Origin of the sequence: Wolbachia endosymbiont (group A) of Conops quadrifasciatus, from assembly GCF_964027015.1 — a bacterium.
GTDB lineage: Bacteria > Pseudomonadota > Alphaproteobacteria > Rickettsiales > Anaplasmataceae > Wolbachia.
The window spans coordinates 307,883-330,569 of the sequence record NZ_OZ034722.1 but is presented as its reverse complement, the minus strand read 5'-3'; the positions used below and the strand labels follow the sequence as shown (position 1 = coordinate 330,569).

The window sequence follows — 22,687 nt, the reverse complement described above, 5'->3', positions numbered from 1 at the left end:
GCGGATTTTATCCTTGTATATCCTATAATTGCAAGTATAATAGTTAAATAAACAACGACGCGGGATGGAGCAGCTCGGTAGCTCGTCAGGCTCATAACCTGAAGGCCGTAGGTTCAAATCCTACTCCCGCAACCATTTTCCAACTGTGCGAATATTGTGGTTTCAGGCAGCTCATACAAACCAAAACTTACTTGACAAATTCCGCCAACCCCATTACTATGACAATAAGATTATTTTTCGACTCAAAACTTGTTTTTGATCCGTGCGGGTTCAATGACAAAAATTCAGTAAAAAACTTAAAGTATTTATTGGCGGATTATATAAAATTATAGCGGCTGCATGTCTTCTAAATTTTTTCTACATCCAGCCAAATCGCGCTTATTTTAAGCATTAGCACATTATTACAGCGCCACTTACAGTAATAGAGAGTCAAAACCAGCTACTCGGAGGTTTCTTTGCCTTTTTTTTCACTTAGTAAATTTCTTAACGTTTATAATTTAGATTAGTTGCGGCTTAAAAGCAGCTGAATCGCGGTTATTAAGCGTATAGCACCGAACAGAAGAAATCTGTCAAACCAGGAAGAAACTCCTCAATTTAAGTTTTTAGTAGTTTTTAAGTATAGTTGTATAGGAAGCGCCTCTGAAGTTATAACCGAAATTTTCACTGGTGCCATAAGTACCCGTCGTTTAGCATGGTTTTGGGAGGAACGGTCAAATCATTGATGGAGTTTTTTAGGCTACCTCGGTTAGGAGATTGTATTATCTAACCGTTCCAAGCTGAAGCGTTTCCCTATTACAAATTATAATAAGGGAGTTACTATGAAAAAAGCAAAAAGTAAATTAGAGATCATGAATCCTGATGCAGCAGGAATAGATGTTGGTTCAGCTGTACATTATGTATGTGTACCAGAAGGAAGTGATGAACAGCGTATACAAAAATTTAGCTGCTTTACAGAGGATCTCCATAACATAGCAAAATGGCTGAAGAAATGTAAAGTTACTACAGTAGCCATGGAGTCAACAGGAGTATACTGGATTACTTTGTTCCAAGTACTTGAATCATATGGACTTGAAGTAAAGCTTGCAAATGCAAGACATGTAAAAAATGTACCTGGAAGAAAGTCAGATGTTCAGGATTGTCAATGGCTTCAACAACTACATAGTTATGGGTTAATCCAAGGATCATTTAGGCCAGATGATCAAATGTGTGTATTGCGTGGTTATGTTCGGCAACGTAAAAACTTAATTGAAAACGCTGCTAAACATATTAATCGCATGCAAAAGGTGTTAGTACAAATGAATATTCATTTACATAAAGTGACAAGCGATATTACTGGCGTCACAGGAATGCAAATTATTAAAGCAATAGTAGAAGGTGAAAGGAATCCTAAAAAACTAGCTGAATTCAGAAGTGTGAATATGAAGAATGATAAGGCTACTATAGCAAAAGCATTAACAGGCGATTATAGAGAAGAACATTTATTTGTATTAAAGCAAGAATATGAAGCATATAATTTTTTTCAAGAAAAAATAATTGAATGTGATAAAAGTATAGAGAACTATTACAAAGCATTAGAGACGAAGTCCGATGAGAGTAAAGAGTTAGGTAAGGAAAAAAATAAGTCTAGAAGAGGCAGACCAAATTTCACCCTGCGTGAGGAATTGTATCGTGTAACTGGTATAGATTTCACTAAAATTCCTGGATTTGATGTACTAACTGTACAAACCATTATTGCGGAAGTTGGCATTAATCATAATAAATGGCGATCAGAAAGGCATTTTACCTCATGGTTAGGGCTTAGCCCTGCTAATAAGATTACAGGAGAAAAAGTATTTTGAACAAAAACTCGTAAAGTTATTAATCGTGCTACGAATGCCTTGCGAATGGCTGCTTATGCTGTGGGAAATAGTAAAAGTGCATTGGGTGCATATTGTAGGAGATTAAAAAAACGGCTAGGAGCAATAAAAGCAATTACTTCTACAGCAAGAAAATTAGCATGCATCTTTTACCAAATGTTGAAATATGGACAAGAGTATGTGGAAAAAGGAATGAGCTATTACGAAACACGTTACAAAGAGAGAGTTGTAAAAAATTTAATCAAAAAAGCACAGGAATTTGGCTACATATTAGTTCAACAAGAAGCGCTAGTTAAGGGAGTTTCTTAGGAGAATGAGAGTAGAAAATAAGATCCGTGAGATAAAGATATTTAAGATTATGTCTCATGTTTACCGCAATTTTCAGAAAAAATACAACCTGAGGTTCAATATTATTGCTGGTATTGTGAATCTTAAGCACGCCTTTTAGTTAACCTTGATTTTAGTCACCCTCCTTTCCTTCTTTTTATTGCTTGATTCGCAGCAGGTCTACTGAAGCAAATAATCTTGGTGATCTATTAAAGTATGAGGCATCAAGTCTATACTCAAGAGACCAAATAACAGTAGCTAAGGGGCAGAACCTAAAGCTTGGTACAGTTGTTGGTTGTGATAAAGATGATCTAATTAAAATTTTAAACCCAACTGCAACAGATGGCACACAAACAGCAATAGGTGTAATAACAAGCGATGTAAATAGCAAAGATGGAGATACTAAAGCAATAATAATTACTCGTATTGCCCTTCTTGCCGATCATGCAGTTGTATGGCCAGCAAATATCACTGAAGAGCAGAAAAATGCAGCAATAAAGCAACTTGAAGCACGAGGGATCATTATCCGCAAAGGGGCTTAACGAGCTATTTAAAAACAGTATTAAAGGGGGAAAGATGCAAAATCCATTTACAAATACAGCATTTAGCATGACAGCACTAACAAATGCGATGAATATATTGCCAATAAATTATGGACGAGTTGAAAATTTAAATTTGTTTCCAAGTAGATCAGTAAGATTTAGACATATTACAATAGAAGAACACAACAGAGTATTAAGTTTACTACCAACGCAGTTACCCGGAGCACCAGCAACAGTAGGAAAAAGAGGAAAAAGAAAGGTCAGAACATTTACGATTCCACATATTCCACATGATGATGTAGTATTACCAGAGGAAGTGCAAGGAATAAGGGCATTTGGATCAGAAAGTGAACTTAAAGCGCTGGCAGATGTAATAACCGATCATTTGCAATTGATGAGGAACAAACATGCAATAACATTAGAGCATTTGCGAATGGGAGCGCTGAAGGGAATAATTTTGGATGCTGATGGCAGTGAATTATTAAATCTGTACAACGAATTTGAAATTACGCCAAAAGTAGTAAATTTTGCACTGGGAACAGCAACAACCGATGTCAAGCGTAAATGTCTAGAAGTACTGCGTCATGTTGAAGATAACCTAAGCGGTGAATATATGACTGGGGTTCATGCTTTGGTAAGTCCTGAATTTTTTGATGCATTAACTTCCCATGCTAAAGTAAAAGAAGCATATGAGAGGTGGCAAGAAGGTGCGGCGCTCCGGAACGATATGAGGTCAGGATTTACGTTCTGTGGAATAACGTTTGAAGAATACAGAGGGCAAGCAACCGACCTAGAAGGAAACGTGAGAAGATTTATTGAGAAAGATACAGGGCACTGTTTTCCACTAGGAACAGCGAGTACGTTTACGACATATTTTGCACCAGCAGACTTTAATGAGACAGTAAATACTCTTGAACAGCCACTATATGCAAAACAAGAGCCAAGAAGATTTGATAGAGGGACCGATTTACATACGCAGTCAAATCCATTGCCAATGTGCCACAGACCAGGGACATTAATCAAAGTCGTTGCAGCATAACAATACTGGTAGAGTAACTACAAGTTGGTGAGGCACAGAACGACTCTACCGGTATGCGCTTTTTTAGCATGTAAAGGTTAGTATATCAAAAAGAAATATGCAAGGTGCGCCAAGAAGTGCGTAAGGAACAGTTGGTGAAAATCTAACTCAGGTAAAGCCTAGCCAGCAATCTGGAACGAACTATTATGCTACGTAAGGTAACAAGCGTAGTAGGGCTAATAGAAGGGACAATATAGGATGCAACGAAAGTAAAGGTATTGAGTCCCGAAATTTTTGACGATATGGAGGTTGACGCTCTCTTGCAGGCGGAAGACAAAATAAGTGATAACGAAAAGGCAAGATATCACTTGCTCCATCGGGATCTAAGGCCGTGTCATGTGTTGAGATGGAACTTACGTGAACTTGGGAGATCCTTTGTATTCCCAATAGGGTACTCTAGAACAAGTCAATAAAGGCGAGGACTGGGGAAAGATACGAAGGAAGTCGGACTAACTGATAGTACTCAGAGTGTGGGAAAGCCACATACAAGGGGAAGCGGTTAGCAATATAGTAACTGGTATAGGGATTGCTATACAAATACAACAGAGATTGGAGGAATATGCAAGGAAAACTAGACCAGATAGTAGAAAGAGCGAAGCGAGATAAACGATTGAAATTCACATCGTTAGTGCATCTGATAAATGCAGAGAATCTTGCAGAGTGCTATAAGGAACTAAAACGAAACAAGGCTTGCGGTATAGACCAGGTAACAGTGGAAACTTACGGAGAAAATCTTGAAGAGAAGCTTAGAACTCTAGTGGATAGCATGAAGAAAAAGCAGTATCAACCGCAACCGGTGAAAAGGGTATATATACCAAAAACTGGGAGCAAAGAGAAACGCGGGCTCGGAATACCATCAACAGAAGATAAGTTGGTACAGATAATGTTAAAGAAGATACTAGAAAGTATTTATGAAACAAATTTTCTGGACAACTCTTATGGATTTCAACCAGGAAGAAGCTGTCATCAAGCGGTCAAAACACTGAATAAAGCAGTTATGGACAAACCAATTAATTACATTGTAGAAGTGGATATCAAGAAGTTCTATGATAATATTCAGCATAAATGGCTAATGAGATGTCTGAGAGAGAGGATAACAGACCCCAACTTATTGTGGTTAGTAAAACGGTTTCTCAAGGCAGGAATAGTTGAAGCTGGACATTATGAAGCAACCGAACAAGGTACACCACAAGGTGGTATAGTAAGCCCAATATTAGCTAAAATATACCTACATTATTTATGCTAAACTTTGCAACAACAACCAAGCTGTAAAGGATCTTTTAGAAGAAGCCAAAAAACATGGTATTTTTGAGGAAGTTAATGATAAGAAAATAATCTCAGAATATTTAGGGAGTAATGGAGAACCAATACGTACCCATAGTTCTGTTGAAGATGGTGTAGTAAGAGTAAAAGATCATTATGAGTGCGCCAAGAAAAGCGTTTAGAAGACAGTTGGTGAAAATCCAACCTTAGGCAAAGTCTAGCCAGCAGGCTAGAACAGACCATTATGCTGCGTAAGGTAACGAGCGTAGTAAAGCTAGTGGAATGGACAACACAGGATACAACGCAAGTGAAGGTATTGAGTCCCGAAATTTCCTATATCATAGAGATCGACATTTTTCATATGATGGAAGACAGCATGAAGGGTAACGATAAGGCAAGTTATCACTCACTCTATCGGGATCGGAGGCCGTGTCATGTGTTGAGATGGATTCTAAATGAACTGGGAGATCCTTTGTATTCCTACTAAGGTACGTTGGAACAAGTCAACAAAGGCGAGAATTAACGGAAGATACAAAGGAAGTCGGACTGATTGATAGTACTCAGAGTGTGGGAAAGCTACATACAAGGGGAAGCGATCAGCGGTATAGTAACTGGTTTAGGGATTGTTACAACAACACAACAGAGGTTGGGATATGATGCAAGGAAAACTAAATCAGATAGCAGTAATCAAAGATGCTGTGAATGCTACACTGAAGAGCCGTATGCGGGAAATTCGTAAGTACGGTTCTGTTGGGGGGATCATAGCAGTTAAACCTAATAAGAGGATTTAAAGTTATGATCTCTACCGGACTAAAAATAATAAGAAAGTGTTGAATCAAAATATAACAATTCAAGTTGGTGCTAATGCAGAGATATTAACCAACACCAGATCATGTGGAAGTAACGAAGAAGGCAAAAATGCTTCAACAGACAATACTATGGAAGAATCAATGGCTTGTAGTGTATCAAGGGAGGTTAAAGAAGTGATGGATAAGTGTTTTGATATAGAAGAGCAAGAGGAGATGATAAATTTTTATAAAGCTACAGAAACTGAATCACATAATGATATTCATAAAGATAAAGAAGATTTTTACCTGACATTTGAAAATAAGGAGAAAGCTGAAACCGAGGTTCTTCTTCCTAAAGAAAAAGCTGTATCAACAAAAAGACGGATATCATTACATCCGGTATTATTAGACGACGAATGTATAGGTAATTTTAATCCAACAACGATAGAACGTGCTAAAGAAAAAGCGATGCCAGCAAAAAGATTGATACCATTAGATCCAGTATTATTAGACAATGAAGATAACGAAAATTTTCACCTGACATTTGAAAACAGCAAAAAAGCTCAAAACTTTTCAATAGAAAATGCTGTGCAAGAACGCAATATTTCTGGTAGCTTCCCTTTTCGACAATGTTTTAATAGTGATGCTGCAGGCAAAGAAGAAAATCCATCAACAAAAGCAACACAACAAAAACGAGCAATCCTGGCTGGTAGTGCTGGAGTAGTATTATTGGTGGGTAGTGTTGCATCCTATATTATGAAAATGCATGTAATAGCCGTAATTGGATGGATTGTTGGATTAGCGTGTATAGGTTTCGCACTGTATAATTCGTTCAAGCCAAATACCAAACTGGAGAAAGTGGAAGGTCCAGCACAGCCTGTCATTGTTCATTCTTATTTGAATACAACATAAAAATGTTATGCTTAAAAACAAATAAGCATCAGGTAAATCTTTAAATAAGATAATTTATTCGGGAAAATACCTAAAACGTTAACTTAACATTACTATGGCTTTCCCTTGTAAAATTGTGTAACTGACTATCTTACCTTTTGTATACTTTCCTGTATAGGAGAAGACAATGATATATCACCTAATGAGGAGTTGACGCTAAGTGTTTCAGAAGGTTTACTAAGTTTTCCAGATCTGAAAAAATATCCTTGTTCTATTGCCTTATTAACTGATAACCCTCCTAGCAAGCAATTTCTTCCTGGTTCTTCTTTACAGTGCTTTAAACTTTCCAGCAGACCTTGGTCTTTTATTTCTACCTTTATTTGGCCCTCATTTTCCTTACTGGGGTATAACCTAACTTCTAATTCTCCCAAACTAGTATAGAAAGTTAACACTATATCACTATCTTCTACAAGATCTGTATAATTCCTTATTCCTCCTTGAGTTATAATTTCCACCTCACTTTTACCGATCTTGATTATATCTCTTCCGTATTCTATTTCTCCTTGAGTGAGTCCTAAATCCCTTGCTCCATCTGTAATCTTTGCAACATCTATTGTGCTATCTTCTGAATATTCTAAGTAAAAAGTGGTATTATCTATCCTTGCATCATTCAATTCACCATTAGCAGCATTTTCCGCAATTGTAAAAAATTCTTTAGCATAATTAATATAATTGTCATATGCTCTGATCATATTCGCTTTATGACCCTTAAAGCTTGACTCTATTTCATCAATGACTTCAAAACTGCTCGAATTCTTTAACTTTCCTCCTCTCGATATTAATGCACATATTATATCACTAGCAACTTCAGGACTTTTGTCTAGCTGGTTAATTCTTTCTATCACATGATCTGTAAAATAATTCTCTTGATCTTTAGCAAAATTCAGTCTTATTCCAGATATGATAGCTTCATTCACAACTTTTTGTAATTCAGCTAGGCTTTCAGCTTCTGATACTTGAATAAAAAACCGATTTATCTTGGCTAATCGATCAGGTGGGACAATGTTTGATAAAAGGCTATCCCATCTTTCTACTAAATTCTTCCTTATCCCTTCAAAATTATCTTGCTCATCTTTCGTTAAAGAAGTTACTCCTGCTTGTAAAAGCAATTTTTCTACTTCCTTAAATGTAGATTTTTTAATAGGTGCCGAAATACCAGAATTAACTTTAACCTTTAAAACTGTCTTTAAATCTTCGTCATTTTTATGCTCATTTAAAAAATTCTTTAGATTTTCAAATTGTTCGGGATCAGGTACGTCCCAATTTGAATCAAGCGATTCAATATTAACTAACTTTAATAGCTGGTCATACAATTTTTTTTGATTGTCAGTTAAGAGACATTCTATAACATTATTATTATCACTTGCGATTTGTAGGGGGGTTTTGCCATCATTATCCTTTATACTCAGATCAGCCCCACTTTTTACAAGTAAATCCATGATTTTCCTACTTCTACTAGTACAATAAGCAGCATAGTAGTGCAGTGGTGTTTTACCTTCTCTATCCTGTATATTAGGATTAGCGTGTAGACCCAATAGACAATCGACATCTTCATATTTACAATGATACAGGGCAGTATCATGCAAAGGTGTTTTACCTTTATTATCTTGTATGTTTGGGTCAGCTCCTGCTTCCAGAAGATCATGCATATTCTCTTGTCCTACAAAGACATGTAGTAGTGTTGTTCCTAACTTGCTTCTTTTAAGGTTGAACACATCCTTTAGGTCTTCACTGTTCTTATTATCTGCTAAGCACTGCTTAAGATTTAAGAAATGATTATAGTTGTCACAAACTAAATCTTTTATAACACTCCCGAGTAACCCTTTGTTTAACTTTTTTTGGCTAGATGTTAACTCTAAGTTGGGTGCATCCATGAGCCATTCGTGTACTAGATACTCTAAGTATTTTCTATCGTCTACCAAGGTTCTTGAGCCATTATCTGAATAAATTAAGCTTACCTTGATGAAATTATAGTAATCATCTTGAATATCTACTATTGGTAACTCAGTTGTTTCTGGATTCCGATCATCTATTTCTGAACACCCTAAAACGTTACTTAATCCCAATTCTAGGTCTTGCTGATCTATTTGTTGACTAGACAGTCCTAGACTAGATTCTCTTGACTCTTTACCTACCATTCCACCTCCTAGCTTGAACAGATAACATATTGTATACAATGTATTATATGAGTCAAGCTAATTAAGCATAATATTTTTATTATTTCGCAAATGTGATATAAAAAGAAGTGAGAGAGAAGACAACTCTTTTCCTCAAGCCAGATCACTGATTAACTGCTCGAGAGGTGCCTGCTTGATAAGTTACTGATTGTTTAACTTGGCCAGTTGGTTGTTTACCAAAAAGCATTACATCAGAGCTATGCTTCACTTCTACGTCTACAAACTTATCACCAATTTTTATGAGAGAATTTGTATCTGCTGCACCTTTATAAAAAACAGCGTACATCAGGTTAGCTTTGCCACTATCAGTAATCACTTTATATGCCTCACCTTGCTTATACCTTTGTAACTGATCCTTCGCTTCTTTTTCCTTGCTTTTTAACTTTCCTTGCTCAGCAAACTTTAGCTCTATTCCAACTGGAGAATATTCTTTCTCCCCGTCATTAGCTTGTATAACTAACATCATATCCACCTTATTTCCACTACCTGATTGAAACTCAGTAATAACTTTCATATCGTTATCACTATAGCTGCTAAATAAACCATGCAGTACAGCTTGGAATGTAGCTTCATTTTTTATTAATGATCGTAAAGGATTCAATATACGAGAAATTTCTTCGAATAGTTTTTTGTAGTCATTATACTGACTAGATTTTATAGCTTTGTCGAAAGCTGCCTTGAGCTTCTTGTTTTTATCAATCGGTGGTAGAAAATCACCTAGAAGAGTTTCACCGTTTTTTTTGTATTCGTCTAATGAGTTGTACATCTTTAGTGTAACTCCATCATTCTGATCACAGTATTGGTTAAATTGATTCTTATTACTAGGTGTACTGTACAAGTTAAAGGTTATTTCTTGTATCTGTATGTCATTAACGTTTTGAATTCCTCGAATATTTTCAATTGGAATTCTTTTACTAGTTTGCACTTTTAATACAAACTTATTTTTTTCATTTACATTGAGTATAAATATCTTCTTGCCTATAGTTAGCACTATAGTTGTAACACAATCTGCAATACTTTCCTCTGCTGTTTTTAAACGTGTTTGCGATCCTGTAACCATTTTATCATTTTTATCATAAATCAAAATATATTTACCTAATTTTTCACGCTTAATAATATCAGGAATAAACACTAATTGACCTAAGATCATTCTACTGACATAATTAACATTATCACTTCCACCATTGCTCCAAACAATCCCATAGTAAAGGTACTCTAGCTGCTTTCTTATCGCCTCAGCATTCACTGCTTCAGTACTAAGCAACCTTTCTATTACAGAATTACCTTCTCGACTAAGAAAATTTTCTACGTCAATTCCAACATTTCCATGATCAACCATTTCAAAATTTAATCCTACACAAATAGCCTCCTCAGCTGTAGTAACCATTCTTATAGAGTTAGAAAAAGAGGCCTTAACATAATCTTGTGCTTGCTTCAATGCTTTTATCACCGTACTCGCTTGACCAGTACCTGCTTTAAGCTCAATAATAATGGGAATAGAGTTTAGCGACTTATTAGTACCACGTACAAGTAAGATAATATCTGCGTAACCTTTCCCTGCAAACAGCTCAAGATACAGTTTTAGATGATAACGATATTTGAAATTCATTAAGAATCCTGCTAAAAAACCATGATAACTTGATTCTTTACCACTCCTAAGAAACTCCCTTAACTAGCGCTTCTTGTTGAACTAATATGTAGCCAAATTCCTGTGCTTTTTTGATTAAATTTTTTACAACTCTCTCTTTGTAACGTGTTTCGTAATAGCTCATTCCTTTTTCCACATACTCTTGTCCATATTTCAACATTTGGTAAAAGATGCATGCTAATTTTCTTGCTGTAGAAGTAATTGCTTTTATTGCTCCTAGCCGTTTTTTTAATCTCCTACAATATGCACCCAATGCACTTTTACTATTTCCCACAGCATAAGCAGCCATTCGCAAGGCATTCGTAGCACGATTAATAACTTTACGAGTTTTTGTTCAAAATACTTTTTCTCCTGTAATCTTATTAGCAGGGCTAAGCCCTAACCATGAGGTAAAATGCCTTTCTGATCGCCATTTATTATGATTAATGCCAACTTCCGCAATAATGGTTTGTACAGTTAGTACATCAAATCCAGGAATTTTAGTGAAATCTATACCAGTTACACGATACAATTCCTCACGCAGGGTGAAATTTGGTCTGCCTCTTCTAGACTTATTTTTTTCCTTACCTAACTCTTTACTCTCATCGGACTTCGTCTCTAATGCTTTGTAATAGTTCTCTATACTTTTATCACATTCAATTATTTTTTCTTGAAAAAAATTATATGCTTCATATTCTTGCTTTAATACAAATAAATGTTCTTCTCTATAATCGCCTGTTAATGCTTTTGCTATAGTAGCCTTATCATTCTTCATATTCACACTTCTGAATTCAGCTAGTTTTTTAGGATTCCTTTCACCTTCTACTATTGCTTTAATAATTTGCATTCCTGTGACGCCAGTAATATCGCTTGTCACTTTATGTAAATGAATATTCATTTGTACTAACACCTTTTGCATGCGATTAATATGTTTAGCAGCGTTTTCAATTAAGTTTTTACGTTGCCGAACATAACCACGCAATACACACATTTGATCATCTGGCCTAAATGATCCTTGGATTAACCCATAACTATGTAGTTGTTGAAGCCATTGACAATCCTGAACATCTGACTTTCTTCCAGGTACATTTTTTACATGTCTTGCATTTGCAAGCTTTACTTCAAGTCCATATGATTCAAGTACTTGGAACAAAGTAATCCAGTATACTCCTGTTGACTCCATGGCTACTGTAGTAACTTTACATTTCTTCAGCCATTTTGCTATGTTATGGAGATCCTCTGTAAAGCAGCTAAATTTTTGTATACGCTGTTCATCACTTCCTTCTGGTACACATACATAATGTACAGCTGAACCAACATCTATTCCTGCTGCATCAGGATTCATGATCTCTAATTTACTTTTTGCTTTTTTCATAGTAACTCCCTTATTATAATTTGTAATAGGGAAACGCTTCAGCTTGGAACGGTTAGATAATACAATCTCCTAACCGAGGTAGCCTAAAAAACTCCATCAATGATTTGACCGTTCCTCCCAAAACCATGCTAAACGACGGGTACTTATGGCACCAGTGAAAATTTCGGTTATAACTTCAGAGGCGCTTCCTATACAACTATACTTAAAAACTACTAAAAACTTAAATTGAGGAGTTTCTTCCTGGTTTGACAGATTTCTTCTGTTCGGTGCTAAATGAGGTAGATAAAATGTTGGAGAAAGCAAAAGAGGTGACCAAAGAAGGAAAGTACCAACGTATGGAATATTCCAGATGGGCAGATGATTTAGTGATACTGATCAGAGAATACCCGAAACGGGAATGGCTAGAGAGAGCAGTATACAGAAGGTTGGAAGAGGAATTAGCAAAACTAGAAGTGAGCGTAAATGAAGAAAAGACAAAAGTCATCAACCTAAAGAAAGGAGAAATATTTAGCTTCCTAGGGTTTGATTTTCAAGAGAATATCACAAGACAAGGAAAGTGGAATGTCAGGAAAACACCGCAGATGAAAGCACGAACAAACCTGCTACGCAAGTTGAAGGAAATATTTCGGCGCTATAAATCGCAACCGATAAAAAGAGTGATACATGACATCAATCCGATATTGAGAGGGTGGGTAAACTACTTTAGGATAGGGAACTCTAGTCGAAAGTTCAATTACGTAAAACATTGGGTGGAAAAGAAGGTAAGACGCAACTTAATGCGAGCCAAGAAAGCAAAGAAAGGGTTTGGTTGGAAGAAGTGGAGTAGCGAATGGATATACAAAACGCCGGGTCTATATTCAGACTACAGAATAAGGTATTACAGACCGAAAGCATCACCAACACAATATGTGATAAGCTTTGGTAAAGAACTTGCTAGGAAAGCGTAGTGCAGGAAAACCGCATGCTGCGTTTGACGAGGCGGGAGCTGGAAACGTTAACATGGGAATTTGGATTGAGGCCCACCACGAAAGTGATGGAATAGCCACCAAACCCTAAAGGAGGAGCGCCAGTTCTCGACCCTACAGATTTTCTTAAATGTTAAATCTAACTTTGGATCGAGAAATTTAGAAAGAGCCATAGTAAAAATACTGAGAAAAGATTAATAATTATACACTATTATTAACAACTATTCAACCATATTTTTAAGTATAGCTAACACGTCATACCGCCGCGGCCGCTAACACGTAGCGGGATGACTGTTGTCAGGCTAGTACCTTCTCCTGTCATCCAAGTAGCCGATACTGGGATCCAGAAAAAAGGATGATGTCATGAAAGTAGCTGACACTGGAATCCAGCAGATCAAGCTTTCCGCTCATCCCCAATTATGCCTTGTTCTTTTTCCACTTCATCCATTTCAGTACTAGGTTTTAACATCGTATATGTGATACCACCAACTGCTAGTGCTGCTGCTGCAATTGCAGCCACTGCTATTACTATAGATATCAACTCAACTGCAACTGTTCCGGTTGCAAAAAGTGCTACTGCTACAGCAGTGCCTAATACTGCGACTGCACCACTGGCGAAAAGACCTTTTTTAATTGCTGATGTAGGTTGTTTTTTTTCTGTTTCTTCCAGAAGAGGTGTTGTATCCTTATTATCATCCTTTCTTGCGTTAAATTGTTTTTTTCTTCGTTTAGTTTTTTTAGCTGTTTTTCTTCTTCTTCCAGAAGCTTCTTTATATCACCAGTTCTAGCTAAATCTCTCGGAGTTTTACCATCTTTATTCTTTAATAAAGGATTTGCTTTGTTTTCTACCAAAGCTTTTACTACATCTTTATGGCCATGATAAGCAGCCAAATGCAAAGGAGTAAATCTATTTTTGTCTTCAGCATTAACATTTACTTCATTTTCTATTAGAGTATTTACTATCTTTGTGCGGCCATTTGCAGCAGCCCAATGTAAAGAAGTCCATCCATATTGATCCAACGCATTAACATCAGTCTCATTTTTTATTAGGGCATTTACTACGTCTATATAGCCCTTTTCAGCAGCCACATGTAAAAGAGTATCTCCCCAATCTTTTGCATCAACATTGATTCCTTCTACTCCTAATAGAGCATTTGCTACATCTCCTAGATCATCAGATATTGCTTCGTAAGAAGCTAAATGCAATAATGTGAATTTACCACTTTCAACTTCAAACAGGTGATTTACACCAAAACCAGCTTCTTCCTATTTCTTATATTCTTCTGGATATTTCTTTAATTCCTCTTTTATTTTGTCAATTACGTTGTCTTTACTTAAGCCTTCCTCCTTATCAACCGCGCTTAACATTCTTTTCAACTGCTCATAGTTCATTGTAATAATTTTACCCCTATTTCAATAATATTTTAATTATCATGTATTATGGCAAAAAAGTCAACTCATTTCTTCCAAAGGCTCTATATTGAAGATAGAAAGTCCAGAAGCGATGGCGTGTGCTAAGGCTTGGACGAGTTGCAGCGGTGAGGTCTTTCTTATATTTTTAATTGTGTAATCTTCTGTGTTTGTAAATGTTTTTTCTATGCCCCACTGCAGTAATAAGTACTTTACGTTCTGAATGATTTATGATATAAATTATACGGTAGTTGCTAACCCTTATCCTATATTGCCCTCTAAAGCTATGACATAAAGGCTTTCCTAGATTAAAAGGATCGACTGTAAGGCGTTTCTTTATGGCCTCCTGAACCATTAATTTAATCTTTGCCGGAAGAGCTGGAATTTCTTTTTCAATAACATTTTTTAAGAATTTTATAGTGTAAGTTTTATTTCCAGATGTTTTCATCATCCTCTACTTCTTCTTCACCTTCAGAGAGGCGATCGTCAGCTATTTCGGATAGCTCTACATCTTCTTCGAACTCTTCTTCCACTAAATCTACTAAAACTTCAGGGATAGTTTTATTTTGAATCTCTGCCATTTCTGTAAGATACTGAGCCAATTTACTGTCAAAACTTACATTAACATTGAGCTTTTTTTGACTGTGAGCCATATATTAACCAGAAAATACTACTATAAACTATAACATTTTTACTTAATTTTGTCAATTCCTCTATTCGTTGAAAAAACAATCTTGCACAAAAAAAGTCAACTCATTTCTTCTAACGGCTCTATATTGAAGGTGGAAAGTCCAGAAGCGATGACGTGCGCTAAGGCTTGCACGAGAAACATTCTTGCAGCGGTGAGGTTTAAGTTGTCTTCCAGTATGAAACGCATGTTTAAATCACTCTTGCCATACCCCCATAAAACGTGAAACGCTTCTGCAACTTCAAGTAAGTAGAAAGTAATTCTGTGTGGCTCATAAAGCCTTGCTGCAGTTTCTACCACATCTGGCCACTTTGCTAAGGTTTTTATGAGGAAGAGCTCTCCACCTGTCTTTAAAAGTGAAGGGTCTGCTGTTGGGAGCTCTTTTGGAGCATTACGCATTAACGAATGAGCACGAGCATGCGCATATTGCACGTAAAAAATAGGGTTGTCTTTTGATTGTTCTTTAACTTTAGCAAAATCAAAGTCCAAGACCATATCATTCTTGCGTGTTAACATTATAAAACGAATTATGTCCCTGCCAACTTCTTCCACTACATCTCTTGCTGTGAGGAAGTTTCCTGATCTTTTGGACATCTTAACAGGTTTGCCATTCTCGAAAAAATTCACAATATTATGCAGTTTTACCTCTATTTTTGCTTGATCGTCACTGAGCGCAGAGACGACTGCTTTGAGCCTTTTGATATAACCACTATGATCACTACCGACTGCTACTATCATATTATTAAAACCACGTGATATCTTATCAAAATGATAAGCGATATCTGAGGCAAAATAAGTCCAACTGCCGTCCTCTTTCTTCAATGCGCGGTCAACGTCATCACCAAATTTTGTAGAGCGAAATAACATCTCTTTTCTGGGAGTCCAATTTTCACTTTCTTTGCCTTTTGGTTTCTCCAGGTACCCTTCATACACCAAACCCTTGTCAGACAATATCTTTATACTCTCTTCAATTTTGCAACTTTTTTGTAGCTCATACTCTGAAGTAAAAACATCATGACTTACCCCAAGTAAGTTCATGTCTTCCTTTATGAATTCTAAGATAGAACTTAAAGTATACTCCCTAATCACCTGATTATCTTGCTTTTCTAGAAGCTCCTTGCCATATTTTTTGGCCAGCCCATTCCCTATCGGTTTTAAATATTCACCTGGGTATAAACCTTTTTCGATGCTGATTTTTTCTCCCAGAGCTTCCTTATACCTCAAATATACTGACTTTATTAGTGTATCTATCTGCGCTCCAGCATCATTAATATAGTATTCCTTAGTAACTTTATAACCAACTTTTTTCAATAAATTTGCCAGAACGTCACCAAATACTGCTCCTCTTGCATGACCAATATGCAGTGGACCAGTTGGATTTGCAGATACAAACTCAACATTGATGGCTTGATTGTTCCCTATATCTAGGGTGCCAAACTCTGTTTTCAGCTCATTTATTTGTTTTAAAATTCCATGCCATACTTCTATTTTTAAGTGCATGTTGATGAAACCAGGGCCTGCTATTTCCACTTTTGCAACTTCATCAAAAGGTTTAAATTCTCTTGCTAACATCCCTGCAATCTCGACTGAATTCTTCTTTTCATGCTTTGCAAGCACCATAGCAACATTTGTATAGATATCACCATGTGCTCTATTGCTTGGAGGCTCTACAATAAAATTTGCCGCACTTGTATTTATGACACCCCTTTGCTTCAACTCATTTAATTTGCTGGAAATTAGAGAGGAAACCTGTTTGAAAATGTTCATCAACTAGAAAACCTATGAAAACCTAGAGCAGTATAGCGAATAAGTGGTGCTAGTTGAAGAGTTATCTTAACTATTTTACTTTCCTGGATTAGGAAAGTTATAGTTTATATTAAGTCGTTACCGTAATTATAGTGAGGGAAAGCCATACTTTCGCTGTCACTAAAATAATTACTACCTGTACCTTCATCACCTGTACCAGTACCAGTATCTGTACCTTCATTACCTGTACCTTCATCACCTGTACCTGTACCAGTTCCAGGGTCACCAGTATCAGGATCTTTCTCTTTCTTTAGTTCATTCTTAGTATCAGGATCTTTCTCTAGTTCATTCTTAGTCTTGTCATCAATCTCAAATTTAAGACTTTTCTTTAGTTCACTCATAATATTTTCTTTCAGTTCATTCTTAGTCTTATCACTAATCTCAAACTTAAGACCTTTCTTCAGTTCATTCTTAATATCTTCTTTCAGTTTATTCTTAGTCTTATCATCAATCTCACATTTAAGACCTTTCTTCAGTTTATTCATAGTCTTATCGTCAATCTTACACTTAAGATCTTTACCACATTTATTATGAATTAACTTACTCTTATTGACTTTACAATTATCCAGCTTTGTGAACAAATTAACTCTCACCATGTCACTGACAGAACATGTATCAGGTGATAATGAACATGCACGATTTGTATTTTTTTGATTTGGATAAGAACAGGTGCTTTTTAACATAAAATAACTCCATTAGTAAATAAAATTATTAAAAAATTAACTATAAAGTGGAAGTGTGTACTAACAATGTACACATTGCATTACTTTTATATAACATAAACAGTGCCTTCTAGTGTTGACATAAAGGGTTCAGCATATTGACTATCTATTATGAAAGAGTTCAATGCTTCTACACATTTATCACATTAAGGATTGTCGTGACACTTGCCCACAATTCTACCGTCTACAATCTCAAGGTCATTTTTAATGTCATGAATAATTCTCATACAGTCTCTAGCTTTCAGGCCTGTTGGCTGTCCACGAGCATCGAGAATATCATCACCTCCTGCAGGAACTCTTATTGTAAGCTTTGACATGTCAATTGGTTCCTTAGGTTCAAGTCCATTGTGAGCGGAAAAAAGGGTTTATCTGTAGCAAGAACAGTGATTATGCTAGAGTTCAATGCTTCCACACATTTATCACATTCAGGACTGTCGTAACACTTCCCCACAATTTTGCCATTTACAATCTCAAGGTCATTTTTAGCGTTCTTAATAATTTCCCCACATTTCACAGAACCCAGGCCTGTTTCCTTATTAGTCTTCAAATTGACAATCTTATCCGTTCCTGGCAAGGTCGATATCACAAGCTTTAATATGTCAAATGGTTCCGGTTCCTTGGTTTTAGGCTCAAGTCCAGTGTCAGGCTTAGGTTGTGGATAAGAAGGACAAGGGGGACAAGGTGGTATATTTAAATCGAAGTCAGGAAGCTGTATATTTAAGTCGAGTCCATCATGCCGAGGGTCAAAGCGATTATGGTAACATGGGTCAAAGTTATGATGGTACCGTGGGTCAGTTATGCAAGCTGTGCGTGCAGAAATACATGGATCCATACGTGGATACGAAGAAAAATTGTAAGTCATAAAAATCCTTTAAAAAGTAACTATTGAATTATTATAGGATAAAAAAGTTAATGATTTTATAATTCTAAGGTTAAAACTAGCATGTTTGAGATCCTTAATTTGCAATATATTTCAGAATACGGTTTTTAGCTAAACTGACTTAGATTTACCGACAATTTGAAAAACCGTCATTCCGCTACTAGTTAGCGCCGCGGCGGTATGACGTGTTGCTTGGGTCAGCTATTAATAGTGATGTAGTTCAATATATACGCTTAAGTAAGGTGGAGATTTATTATACAATAGTTAGAGGCAAACCAGCCATTATACAAGTAGTAGATATTAGAGTTCAGAAATTTTACTACGAGCAAAGATTTCAAAAAGGAACTGTAAGTATAGTCGTGTTGCTGAAATAAATTTTGGTAGAATTGCTATAGCCACTGCGAATAACAACTTGCTTATCTTCTCAAGCAAAATACATGGGTTCCCATGTGCTCTTGGAAGCACGTATAGCTAGACATGCGTTTATGAGTTTGTTTTACTCTTCTTTAGTACTAAAGAAGAGTAAAACAACTAACGAACCTATCACACACGTGATAACCAAAGTTACCCTTTCATTACCTTCATTACAACTACCTACAAAAATTCTTAAATTATCTCTGCCGCCATAGTAGGCTTGAAATGATCTAGAGATACTGCTTCAGTTTTTACAACTTCGTGCGTACCAAATTCTGTCTCAACTCCAGCTCCAATTCCATTTCTAATTCCAGTTCCCAAATGATATGGTGGTATATTTACCACTACTGTGTTACCAGAGTCGTGAGCATGATACCATGCTGCTTCGTGACTACTGTGACATGGATGATGATAATGATTAAAATGTGAATAATGGTTATCTTGGTATGAAATGTGATTATGCTTGAAGGGTATGTGTAAATTAGGAATATGATGATCACCTATAAGACAAAGCTTGTACATGGCTGTGCAGTCCTTGTCAAGGCAAGACTTATCTTCAGATTTATCAGATATGCATGCTGATTTAGAATCTGAGGAACAAGGTACATCGGTATTATGAGAGTAAACGTTGTACGGTTGTGAAATTGAATAACGAGTCATAAAAAATCCTAAAAAAAATAACTATTAGATTATTATAGGATAAAATAATTAACAATTTAATAATTTTGAGATTAAAATTAGCATACACAAACTTACAGTACATTTCAAAATATGACTTTAATGTAGCAGATATTAGAGTTGGAAGTTTTACTATGGCAGAATAATGATAAGATTCCAAGAAAGAGCTGTCAGTAGTCAAATTAGTTGTGTTGCTGAAATAAATTTTGGTAGAACTGCTATAGCCACTGCGAATAACAACTTGCTTATCCTCTCAAGCAAAATGTGAAACACATGGGTTGAATAACACCCATGTGCTCTTGGAAGCGCGTATAGCTAGACACGCGTTTATGAGTTGTTTAAAAAACGATCCTCTAACAAAAAAAACCAAATCCATCACAAGGATTGTGGCATGTATCATAGTAATTATGATACGTATCAAAATGGTTATGACATAAGACCTGCTGAGAATCAAGCAATAAAAAGAAGGAAAGGAGGGTGACTAAAATCAAGGTTAACTAAAAGGCGTGCTTAAGATTCACAATACCAGCAATAATATTGAACCTCAGGTTGTATTTTTTCTGAAAATTGCGGTAAACATGAGACATAATCTTAAATATCTTTATCTCACGGATCTTATTTTCTACTCTCATTCTAAATGATGCTAATCTTCTATTATGCTCTTTCTGCTCTGGAGTTAATGGCTTTTTACGATACTTTTTATATGGAATTATAACATTGCTTTGCAATTTTTGCCAACCTTGATATCCAGAATCGGCATATTTTATGCTATCGATTGGTAAATATTTTTCTTGTTTCCTTATGCGAAAATCATTAATTCTACCACGATATGAATTTGACACTGATAAAATTCTTCCACCTTCTTCGATAACAATCTCAGTTTTCATAGTGTTGGTTCTTTTTTTTTCCTGAATATGATTTCTTCCGTTTTTTACTATCTTCTGGTCTCTGTATTTGCTGTTCTGTAACATCAGCCAGAATCTTCAGTATTTTTTCTGGTGTCATACTTCTATCTTTTGTTATAGTAACTTTTTTGGCAAGTAATGGCTCTATTTTCTTCAGTAACCTAAATACATTTGCGTTGTGAACATTGAACAGGCACCCTAAAAATCTATGTGTTATGTAAGTGCGATAGTACAAAATTACGCAAAATAACTTATCTTCTAGAGTTGGTAGTTGTGATCTTCTACCATGGCACTTTTTCTGTTTTTCAACTCTTTCCCACCCAGACCTCACTTTTTCCACTACCTTTTCGAACTCCTCTATAGTTAAACCTGTTATATTACGAAAGTTTCTTGGGTGTTTCTTCATGTTATAGTAACTAAAGCTCATTTTTTTACCTTACTCAATCTGCTTATTCTTCTTCTACTTCTCTCACATTATTTTTTCAATCACCTTTTGCAGCAGGTCTATAGCAAAGAGAAGCGTTGGAGTGTGGTTAAGTGTATTGGTAAGCAATTACTACAGAATATTGGCCAAGGGGCAAAAAATGTAGATTTAGAAGGAGTAATTTATCTTCATAACGGGTTAGATCAATTAAAGAGTATAAAAGAAGCAGAAGCAAATCAAATACCTCACACTTTAGTTGATAGCATGGGAAATGTTTCAGGACAATTTGTCATTACTCGCTTTGAAGAAAAGCAAACATCATTTTTTCCTTGTGGATTACCGAAAAAAGTTGAATTTAATTTAAGTTTAAGGCGTTATTTATGACTACATATTACTCGACAAAAGAGAATGACATGTTGGATTATATTTGTTGGAAGCACTATGGATTTACTTCAGGAGCAGTAGAAGTGGTCTTGGAAAAAAATCCTGGACTTGCAGAGTATGTGAGCTTTTTGCCTGCAGGACTGAAAATTAAGTTGCCTGTAATTGAGAAACCTCTACAGAAATCAACCTTAAAGATTTGGGGATAAGATGCAACCAGAGTTTATCATTGAAGGGTATGAATTAACAAAAGATCGCTTGGTGTCAATGCATGTTACTGATGAATCAGGGACTATAGAAGATGTAGTTGAAATATGTGTTGATTACACAGGGATGATAACATAAAAGTTCCAAAAGAGTTAAAGATTACTTTGGGATATAGAGAAACAGGAGTACTACCCATAGGTTTATATACAGTTAATGAAGTTACGGTGCAAAGTCCACCAAAAACCTTGATGATCAAAGGTCATGCAACAAATTTGATGATATCACTAAAGGAAAAAGTATCTAGGGAATGGCATCAGATTACACTAGGTGATTTAGTCAAAGGAATAGCAAATAAACATGGATATGGGTACAAAGTTGCTGAAGAATTTAAAGATATATTGATACCACACATTGATCAGACTGAAGAAAGTGATATAAATTTGTTAACCAGAATAGCTATAGAGCGCGAAGCTATGGCAAAACTGGCAGGAGGATATATATTGTTTATTCCAAAAGGTGCAGCAAAATCAGTAACAGGAAAAGCTTTAGGAACGACGACTATTAGACCTCAAGATACAATCCAATATTATTTTTTGCATCAACATTTGCCTTTTTATCCAATAGGGCTTCTACTACCTCTTTGTTGTTATTTCGAGCAGCAAAATGTAAAGGAGTATTTTCAGAATCATCTGTTGCATTAACATCGATTCCATCTTTATCCAATAGGGCTTCTACTACCTCTTTGTCATTATTTTCAACAGCCCAATGTAAAGGAGTACATCCACTATTATCTTTTGCATCAACATTTGCTCCTCCTTTTAATAGAATTTTTACTACATCTTTATGGCCCTTTATAGCGGCCCAATGTAAAGGAGTACATCCACTATTATCTTTTGCATTAACATCGGTCCCATTTACTTTCAGTAGGGCTTTTACTACATCTTTATGGCCAGTTAGAGCAGCAAAATGTAAAGGAGTACATCCACTATTATCTTTTGCATTAACATTGATCCCATTTACTTTCAGTAGGGCTTCTACTACCTCTTTGTCGTTATTTCGAGCAGCCCAATGTAAAGGAGTTTTTCCTTTTTCATCTGTTGCATTAACCTGTGCTTTTTCTTCTTCATCCAACAGATTTTTTACATCATCAATATTACCGCTTTTAGCAGCCTGAATTAAATCATTACCTATATCTTCATTATCTTCATTTACATTACTCATCC

At 35.9% G+C, this 22,687-nt stretch carries 21 protein-coding genes, 1 tRNA gene and 4 pseudogenes; 12 read left to right on the top strand and 14 right to left on the bottom strand.

Annotation, left to right across the window (positions count from 1 at the left end; all coding sequences use genetic code 11):
• Nucleotides 1-58 precede the first annotated feature (58 nt).
• The 8 genes and pseudogenes from AAGD69_RS01665 to AAGD69_RS01630 all read left to right on the top strand — a co-directional run bounded on the left by AAGD69_RS01665 (nucleotide 59) and on the right by AAGD69_RS01630 (nucleotide 6,766).
• Nucleotides 59-135: transfer RNA gene (locus tag AAGD69_RS01665), tRNA-Met, on the top strand.
• 683 nt (nucleotides 136-818) lie between these two features.
• Nucleotides 819-2,165: pseudogene (locus tag AAGD69_RS01660) on the top strand (IS110 family transposase).
• Nucleotide 2,166: 1 nt separating this feature from the next.
• A pseudogene (locus AAGD69_RS01655) lies at nucleotides 2,167-2,304 on the top strand (IS5/IS1182 family transposase); the annotation flags it as partial.
• Between the two features lie 43 nt (nucleotides 2,305-2,347).
• A complete protein-coding gene (locus AAGD69_RS01650; protein WP_341812365.1) occupies nucleotides 2,348-2,725 on the top strand; it encodes a head decoration protein in 378 nt (125 codons plus the stop codon).
• 34 nt (nucleotides 2,726-2,759) lie between these two features.
• On the top strand, nucleotides 2,760-3,764 hold the full coding sequence (locus tag AAGD69_RS01645; protein WP_341812364.1) for a major capsid protein: 1,005 nt from the start codon (nucleotides 2,760-2,762) through the stop codon (nucleotides 3,762-3,764).
• Nucleotides 3,765-4,362: 598 nt separating this feature from the next.
• Nucleotides 4,363-5,049 (top strand): reverse transcriptase domain-containing protein, encoded by a 687-nt coding sequence (locus AAGD69_RS01640; RefSeq protein ID WP_341812363.1) that lies wholly within the window; start codon nucleotides 4,363-4,365, stop codon nucleotides 5,047-5,049.
• 673 nt (nucleotides 5,050-5,722) lie between these two features.
• On the top strand, nucleotides 5,723-5,857 hold the full coding sequence (locus tag AAGD69_RS01635; protein ID WP_341812362.1) for a hypothetical protein: 135 nt from the start codon (nucleotides 5,723-5,725) through the stop codon (nucleotides 5,855-5,857).
• A 36-nt stretch (nucleotides 5,858-5,893) separates the two neighbouring features.
• On the top strand, nucleotides 5,894-6,766 hold the full coding sequence (locus AAGD69_RS01630; RefSeq protein ID WP_341812361.1) for a hypothetical protein: 873 nt from the start codon (nucleotides 5,894-5,896) through the stop codon (nucleotides 6,764-6,766).
• Nucleotides 6,767-6,891: 125 nt separating this feature from the next.
• Here the strand turns inward: AAGD69_RS01630 and AAGD69_RS01625 are convergent, their stop codons facing one another.
• The 3 genes and pseudogenes from AAGD69_RS01625 to AAGD69_RS01615 form a co-directional block, all read right to left on the bottom strand.
• A complete protein-coding gene (locus AAGD69_RS01625; protein WP_341812360.1) occupies nucleotides 6,892-8,943 on the bottom strand; it encodes an ankyrin repeat domain-containing protein in 2,052 nt (683 codons plus the stop codon).
• Between the two features lie 142 nt (nucleotides 8,944-9,085).
• Nucleotides 9,086-10,591, bottom strand: coding sequence for a hypothetical protein (locus AAGD69_RS01620; protein WP_341812359.1), 1,506 nt, complete (start codon nucleotides 10,589-10,591; stop codon nucleotides 9,086-9,088).
• Nucleotides 10,592-10,637: 46 nt separating this feature from the next.
• Nucleotides 10,638-11,984, bottom strand: a pseudogene (locus AAGD69_RS01615) (IS110 family transposase).
• Nucleotides 11,985-12,250: 266 nt separating this feature from the next.
• Here AAGD69_RS01615 and AAGD69_RS01610 point away from each other — a divergent pair.
• Nucleotides 12,251-12,931 (top strand): group II intron maturase-specific domain-containing protein, encoded by a 681-nt coding sequence (locus AAGD69_RS01610; RefSeq protein WP_341812358.1) that lies wholly within the window; start codon nucleotides 12,251-12,253, stop codon nucleotides 12,929-12,931.
• A 412-nt stretch (nucleotides 12,932-13,343) separates the two neighbouring features.
• On the opposite strand, the gene AAGD69_RS01605 is transcribed toward AAGD69_RS01610, so the two are convergent.
• The 10 genes and pseudogenes from AAGD69_RS01605 to AAGD69_RS01560 all read right to left on the bottom strand — a co-directional run bounded on the left by AAGD69_RS01605 (nucleotide 13,344) and on the right by AAGD69_RS01560 (nucleotide 20,879).
• Nucleotides 13,344-13,490 (bottom strand): hypothetical protein, encoded by a 147-nt coding sequence (locus AAGD69_RS01605; protein ID WP_341812357.1) that lies wholly within the window; start codon nucleotides 13,488-13,490, stop codon nucleotides 13,344-13,346.
• A 50-nt stretch (nucleotides 13,491-13,540) separates the two neighbouring features.
• Nucleotides 13,541-14,155, bottom strand: a complete 615-nt coding sequence (locus tag AAGD69_RS01600; protein WP_341812356.1) for an ankyrin repeat domain-containing protein — start codon at nucleotides 14,153-14,155, stop codon at nucleotides 13,541-13,543.
• A gap of 60 nt (nucleotides 14,156-14,215) precedes the next feature.
• Nucleotides 14,216-14,341, bottom strand: a complete 126-nt coding sequence (locus AAGD69_RS01595) for a hypothetical protein (protein ID WP_341812355.1) — start codon at nucleotides 14,339-14,341, stop codon at nucleotides 14,216-14,218.
• A gap of 166 nt (nucleotides 14,342-14,507) precedes the next feature.
• Complete coding sequence (locus AAGD69_RS01590) at nucleotides 14,508-14,807, bottom strand: type II toxin-antitoxin system RelE family toxin (RefSeq protein ID WP_250295924.1); 300 nt, start codon at nucleotides 14,805-14,807, stop codon at nucleotides 14,508-14,510.
• A complete protein-coding gene (locus AAGD69_RS01585; protein ID WP_174132978.1) occupies nucleotides 14,788-15,012 on the bottom strand; it encodes a hypothetical protein in 225 nt (74 codons plus the stop codon). The genes AAGD69_RS01590 and AAGD69_RS01585 overlap by 20 nt, the downstream gene beginning before the upstream one ends.
• Before the next feature lie 95 nt (nucleotides 15,013-15,107).
• Nucleotides 15,108-16,814: an arginine--tRNA ligase gene (argS, locus tag AAGD69_RS01580; RefSeq protein ID WP_341812354.1), complete on the bottom strand. Its 1,707-nt coding sequence runs from the start codon at nucleotides 16,812-16,814 to the stop codon at nucleotides 15,108-15,110.
• Nucleotides 16,815-16,918: 104 nt separating this feature from the next.
• The gene (locus AAGD69_RS01575; RefSeq protein ID WP_341812353.1) at nucleotides 16,919-17,536 is read right to left on the bottom strand and encodes a hypothetical protein; all 618 of its coding nucleotides are present in this window, start codon (nucleotides 17,534-17,536) and stop codon (nucleotides 16,919-16,921) included.
• Between the two features lie 185 nt (nucleotides 17,537-17,721).
• On the bottom strand, nucleotides 17,722-17,892 hold the full coding sequence (locus tag AAGD69_RS01570) for a hypothetical protein (RefSeq protein WP_341812352.1): 171 nt from the start codon (nucleotides 17,890-17,892) through the stop codon (nucleotides 17,722-17,724).
• 1,169 nt (nucleotides 17,893-19,061) lie between these two features.
• On the bottom strand, nucleotides 19,062-19,529 hold the full coding sequence (locus tag AAGD69_RS01565; protein WP_341812351.1) for a hypothetical protein: 468 nt from the start codon (nucleotides 19,527-19,529) through the stop codon (nucleotides 19,062-19,064).
• Nucleotides 19,530-20,044: 515 nt separating this feature from the next.
• Nucleotides 20,045-20,879, bottom strand: a pseudogene (locus tag AAGD69_RS01560) (transposase family protein).
• A gap of 102 nt (nucleotides 20,880-20,981) precedes the next feature.
• Here AAGD69_RS01560 and AAGD69_RS01555 point away from each other — a divergent pair.
• Genes AAGD69_RS01555 through AAGD69_RS01545 form a run of 3 tightly spaced genes read left to right on the top strand, consistent with a single transcriptional unit; the run spans nucleotide 20,982 to nucleotide 21,602 of the window.
• Nucleotides 20,982-21,260: a phage tail protein gene (locus AAGD69_RS01555; protein ID WP_341812350.1), complete on the top strand. Its 279-nt coding sequence runs from the start codon at nucleotides 20,982-20,984 to the stop codon at nucleotides 21,258-21,260.
• A complete protein-coding gene (locus AAGD69_RS01550; protein WP_341812349.1) occupies nucleotides 21,257-21,466 on the top strand; it encodes a tail protein X in 210 nt (69 codons plus the stop codon). The genes AAGD69_RS01555 and AAGD69_RS01550 overlap by 4 nt, the downstream gene beginning before the upstream one ends.
• A 1-nt stretch (nucleotide 21,467) precedes the next feature.
• Nucleotides 21,468-21,602, top strand: coding sequence for a hypothetical protein (locus tag AAGD69_RS01545; RefSeq protein ID WP_341812348.1), 135 nt, complete (start codon nucleotides 21,468-21,470; stop codon nucleotides 21,600-21,602).
• 423 nt (nucleotides 21,603-22,025) lie between these two features.
• Here AAGD69_RS01545 and AAGD69_RS01540 read toward each other — a convergent pair whose 3' ends face one another.
• Nucleotides 22,026-22,685, bottom strand: a complete 660-nt coding sequence (locus tag AAGD69_RS01540) for an ankyrin repeat domain-containing protein (RefSeq protein WP_341812347.1) — start codon at nucleotides 22,683-22,685, stop codon at nucleotides 22,026-22,028.
• Nucleotides 22,686-22,687 lie beyond the last annotated feature (2 nt).

Bases quoted from the DNA above. Each gene is read 5' to 3' on its own strand.
- AAGD69_RS01565 (WP_341812351.1), bottom strand. From the start codon at position 19,529: ATGACTCGTTATTCAATTTCACAACCGTACAACGTTTACTCTCATAAT.
- AAGD69_RS01550 (WP_341812349.1), top strand. From the start codon at position 21,257: ATGACTACATATTACTCGACAAAAGAGAATGACATGTTGGATTATATT.
- AAGD69_RS01570 (WP_341812352.1), bottom strand. From the start codon at position 17,892: ATGTCAAAGCTTACAATAAGAGTTCCTGCAGGAGGTGATGATATTCTC.
- AAGD69_RS01595 (WP_341812355.1), bottom strand. From the start codon at position 14,341: ATGAACTATGAGCAGTTGAAAAGAATGTTAAGCGCGGTTGATAAGGAG.
- AAGD69_RS01625 (WP_341812360.1), bottom strand. From the start codon at position 8,943: ATGGTAGGTAAAGAGTCAAGAGAATCTAGTCTAGGACTGTCTAGTCAA.
- AAGD69_RS01635 (WP_341812362.1), top strand. From the start codon at position 5,723: ATGCAAGGAAAACTAAATCAGATAGCAGTAATCAAAGATGCTGTGAAT.
- AAGD69_RS01545 (WP_341812348.1), top strand. From the start codon at position 21,468: ATGCAACCAGAGTTTATCATTGAAGGGTATGAATTAACAAAAGATCGC.
- AAGD69_RS01620 (WP_341812359.1), bottom strand. From the start codon at position 10,591: ATGAATTTCAAATATCGTTATCATCTAAAACTGTATCTTGAGCTGTTT.
- AAGD69_RS01640 (WP_341812363.1), top strand. From the start codon at position 4,363: ATGCAAGGAAAACTAGACCAGATAGTAGAAAGAGCGAAGCGAGATAAA.
- AAGD69_RS01590 (WP_250295924.1), bottom strand. From the start codon at position 14,807: ATGAAAACATCTGGAAATAAAACTTACACTATAAAATTCTTAAAAAAT.
- AAGD69_RS01585 (WP_174132978.1), bottom strand. From the start codon at position 15,012: ATGGCTCACAGTCAAAAAAAGCTCAATGTTAATGTAAGTTTTGACAGT.
- AAGD69_RS01575 (WP_341812353.1), bottom strand. From the start codon at position 17,536: ATGTTAAAAAGCACCTGTTCTTATCCAAATCAAAAAAATACAAATCGT.
- argS (WP_341812354.1), bottom strand. From the start codon at position 16,814: ATGAACATTTTCAAACAGGTTTCCTCTCTAATTTCCAGCAAATTAAAT.
- AAGD69_RS01645 (WP_341812364.1), top strand. From the start codon at position 2,760: ATGCAAAATCCATTTACAAATACAGCATTTAGCATGACAGCACTAACA.
- AAGD69_RS01540 (WP_341812347.1), bottom strand. From the start codon at position 22,685: ATGAGTAATGTAAATGAAGATAATGAAGATATAGGTAATGATTTAATT.